Below are 4,104 nucleotides of genomic sequence, written 5' to 3' on the forward strand. Positions count from 1 at the left end.
CTCATACTCAATACCTATAATTTCCTTGGCTCGATCTGGATGCTTTTCAATATATTGCAGTGGGTTTGGCATATTAGATAAAATACTATTTTACAGTTTTGCTATCTTTTTTGTCCACAGATTATATTTAGGATTGGTCTACTAGTCGTTCGCACCCGATCAAGCCAAGCCAAACAGACAATCTCGCTCAAATGCTCGCTCGACACTTCAGCGATCGAAATGAAACCCAAGACATCTGGTTAACCGATTACGACAATGAGCCAGTAGGGATAGCATACATCGTATCAGAACGAATGACAGAGGGGACATAGCCCAACACACTACTCCCGCAACGAGTAACCGACTCCGCGTGCAGTATGAATCAATCGCTTCTCACTTTCCTGCTCCAACTTCAATCGCAGATAGCGAACGTAGACCTCAATAATATTTGAATCTCCCAGAAAATCATACCCCCAAATATTTTCAAGAATTTGCTCTCTAGTAAATACCTGGCGCGGATGACTCATGAGGTATTGCAGGAGATCGAACTCCTTTGCGGTTAAGTCGATCGATCTTTGCCCCCGATGGACTTCACGAGTACGGCGATTGAGGCTCAGATCTTCAAACTGCAACAAATCTGTATCCGTATCCTGGGTGCGCCGCAGATGAGCGCGGATTCTAGCTAATAATTCCTCAATACTAAACGGTTTGACCAAATAATCATCGGCTCCAGCATCTAAACCTGTCACCCGATCTCCGACTTCATCTTTAGCCGTCAGCAAAATCACCGGAATCTTAATTCCCGTCGCTCGCAGTCGCCGACAAAGTTCTACCCCAGTCAAACCGGGCATCATCCAATCCAAAATCGCCAAATCTGGCTCTGACTCTCGCGCCAACGATAGTCCCGACATCCCATCATGTGCCACAGTGACGCGATAACCTTCGCTTTCCAATTCCAATTCGATAAATCGGGCGAGTTTGATTTCATCTTCAACCAACAGGATATGTTGTGCTGTCATCTGTTTTTTCCTTCATCGCGTTCGTGATGCCCATTCACTAATTATCCGTGCTTGGGCGGTTATTTGAGCATTTTCAAAGATGGAGCTGACTGAACGGTACAGGGCTGTTTGTCACATTGTTGCTCGTAAAGCTTTCCGACATAGGGCTTCTGCCAAACTAGGGGAATTTCTAGCAATGACTTAACTCCAGTAAAAGCTTGCCCGATGAAGAGGATGAGTGCGATCGAATTTAAAACAATATGAATATTTCGCCACCGATGAGTACGATCCTGATAGATCTCTCTGACGATTGCTAAAGAAAAAATCATCATTAATGCCGCAGCAATACCGTAATAGTAATGAGAAATGTACCATTGGGCATCATTACGATAAATACCATCCTGACTGCCCAGCACAATCAGCGCAACACTGGTAAGGATGGCAAATACACCCCGCCAGAGTCTGGTTTTCGCACGGTAAAGTACGGCTAACGATGCGATCGCCGCTATAAAAACCAGGCTAATTAAGATCACCTGGAATGGATTTTTCACCCACACTTGTTTGTCTACAATATGGCCGAACACATCGACTGCAAATGCAATTAGGACGATACCCACCACCGAACCAGTCAGCCACCGACCTAGTTGAGCATGTTCGGGGCCAGCACTGGGCGGAATTGCACTTTTGGCTCCAGTTGATACCTGCAACCGTCGCTGACGAGTTTGGAGCGCACGATTCATCACTATACCAAGGAGCGGAAATACCACAATCACAGCAATGAATGGATGTAGCAATAAGATCGTATCTCTATCCATGAAAACCTCTTTTAATTAATTTATAATTAATAATTAATAATTAATCATTAATTATTGCAGTAATTCTAAATGATAAGCTTAATTTTTAACAAACTTGAAGAGGCAAGATATAAAGGTAAATTACTTTTATATTTGCCCTCTAAATACACCGTACTTATCCTAATAACTGCAATCTAGAAAACTAGGCTATTATTTAACTTCACTTGCTTGGAACGTAGCTATTCTACCTTTTTTAACAGCAACTACCACATCGTAAGTAGCGCAATAGGAGAAAGTGACATTATTGGCTTTGTTATATAAATTCACGACCATTCCTGCTCCACCAGGTTGAACTCCTAGTGGTTCTAAATCACCATAAAAAAACCGACGTAGCTGGTCGCCACCGCCAATCTGACCCTTATTTTTAGTAATTAAACTGATTTTTTCTTGGACGGAGGGGCCTTCAGCGGCACTAGCAACTATGCCGATTACCTACGGTAGGCTACGCCAACGATGGAGTGAAAGTTCCTGGTGTAACATGACCGACAGTAACTAAGCCCAACAATACAACACTTGTAACCAAAGAAGTTAATTTCATGAGAGTATCCTGCTAAATATCGATCTAGTGTGTTTCAGATGAACCCAACTGATTCACTGATTTAACTATCGCAGCCACCACTGAAAGCTCTCTGAACTTAGTCGATCGATTTCCTGAATTTATGCTGAAACTTTGCTCAGTTAAATCTCAGCAATTTCTCAGATTACCTGCGAGATGACGATCGCCCGTCAATACGTTTCGGTTAGCCAGCGGTTGTGTATTGTCGCGCTAAACGGGGGGAACGCAGAATTGTTGAATTAAGCGACCATCTCACGACAGCCGCTCATTCCCCGCCAACAAATCCTCCAGCATCCCAGAAGCACCTTTTTGTTGCTGCCGTCGATTATCATCGTACAGAGTCAAAGTATTCTGATTGCTATGCCGACTCAACGCTTGCGCCGCCCGCAGATTACCCCCACTAGCATCCAAAAACGCCGTAATCGAACTATGCCGCAATCGATGAGGCGACACCCGCCGCTCGATTCCCGCAGCCTCCGCATACCCCTGCACGATCCGATAGATACTATCCCCAGCAATCCTCGCCCCATAACAATTGTGGCTCAAGGAAGTAATCAGCGGCGCATCGACTCTTTGGTTTCCTGTCTTGTCGCACACAAACGGGAGGGAACCTCCCGTTCGATGCGCCGCTCTAGGTTGTGTGCGACAAGACAGCGGCTGTCCTGGCACATTGCACGGATGAAAATTCAGCCACTCCTCCAGAGCATAACTCACGCGATCGCTAAGATCGATCGCCACCTTCACTCGTTTCCCCTTCCCCAAAATCATCAACTTCTGCTGCTGGGGTAAAAAATCCTCGATATTCGCACTGGCAATTTCCCCCCGGCGGAGCGCATTCCCCCAGAACAACAGCATAATCGCATAATCCCTCACCCCGATGGGCGTACTAGGATCGATTTCCTCCAACATCGATTTAAACTGTTCGACAGAAATCCCCCTAGTATCGCGATAGCTTTCAATGGGGATGCTCTCGATATCGGTGAGATCGATCGTGGTTTTACCCAGCTTCCGCGCCATGTCCACCAAACTCTTAATCGCCGCCAACCGGACATTAATCGTGCTGGGTGCCAATTTTTTATCGATCGAGTGACGACGATACCTTAATACCATCTCAATTGCAGCATATCGATCGAGTGCCAGAAATTCCGAGATCGTCTCTGGGTTCGCAGAGCCGTTGTTAGCAAACTGACAGAAATGCTCGATCGCCTTAACATACTGCTTCCTAGTGCTATCGGCAATCTTTAACTGCCCAAACTCCGCCCAGAGATTATCCGCAGCAATGACGGGAACGGAGACAGGAACTATTTTTTGAATAACGATCTCAACCATAATTACTCCTCATTACAGCCAAGCGCGATAGGATTCAAAACAACCAACTATTTCCTCCCAAGTAGGGGAGTCCCCATAACATAAGGGCCGACATTGCAGAGTATATTCCTGACTCAAATAAGACTGCAACTCTGAATCGGGGAATAGAGCCAAACTATCCTGAAAACTCAGTTCTGGCGGAGGCGTGTAGCTACCTTTCAAAACTAGCCCGACTAATCCTGTCGCAATCTAACTTGAGTTCCCGATACTACCCCTGTTAAGGTGAGCTGTTGTACTATGGGGCAAAAAGCCGAGTATAATTTTATTCAAAAGCTAAAAACCTAAGCAGAGAGGGAATTAAAGATGATTAGTGACATCTTTGAAAAATTTGTAGAACAGACACCCTTGA

At 45.3% G+C, this 4,104-nt stretch carries 3 protein-coding genes and 1 pseudogene; all 4 read right to left on the minus strand.

What is annotated here, in order from left to right:
- Positions 1-320 precede the first annotated feature (320 nt).
- The 4 genes and pseudogenes from ACEW9J_RS20100 to ACEW9J_RS20115 all read right to left on the minus strand — a co-directional run bounded on the left by ACEW9J_RS20100 (position 321) and on the right by ACEW9J_RS20115 (position 3,716).
- Complete coding sequence (locus ACEW9J_RS20100) at positions 321-998, minus strand: response regulator transcription factor (protein ID WP_373546868.1); 678 nt, start codon at positions 996-998, stop codon at positions 321-323.
- Between the two features lie 59 nt (positions 999-1,057).
- Entirely contained in the window at positions 1,058-1,792 is a 735-nt protein-coding gene (locus ACEW9J_RS20105; RefSeq protein ID WP_373546869.1) for a DUF4079 domain-containing protein, read from the minus strand.
- 189 nt (positions 1,793-1,981) lie between these two features.
- Positions 1,982-2,254, minus strand: a pseudogene (locus tag ACEW9J_RS20110) (hypothetical protein); the annotation flags it as partial.
- A 385-nt stretch (positions 2,255-2,639) separates the two neighbouring features.
- Complete coding sequence (locus ACEW9J_RS20115; RefSeq protein WP_373546870.1) at positions 2,640-3,716, minus strand: tyrosine-type recombinase/integrase; 1,077 nt, start codon at positions 3,714-3,716, stop codon at positions 2,640-2,642.
- Between the last annotated feature and the right edge of the window lie 388 nt (positions 3,717-4,104).

Source organism: Chamaesiphon sp. (assembly GCF_041737865.1).
GTDB lineage: Bacteria > Cyanobacteriota > Cyanobacteriia > Cyanobacteriales > Chamaesiphonaceae > Chamaesiphon.

Excerpts from the sequence above, each read along its gene's own strand:
- ACEW9J_RS20105 (WP_373546869.1), bottom strand. The coding sequence starts at position 1,792 with ATGGATAGAGATACGATCTTATTGCTACATCCATTCATTGCTGTGATT.
- ACEW9J_RS20115 (WP_373546870.1), bottom strand. The coding sequence starts at position 3,716 with ATGGTTGAGATCGTTATTCAAAAAATAGTTCCTGTCTCCGTTCCCGTC.
- ACEW9J_RS20100 (WP_373546868.1), bottom strand. The coding sequence starts at position 998 with ATGACAGCACAACATATCCTGTTGGTTGAAGATGAAATCAAACTCGCC.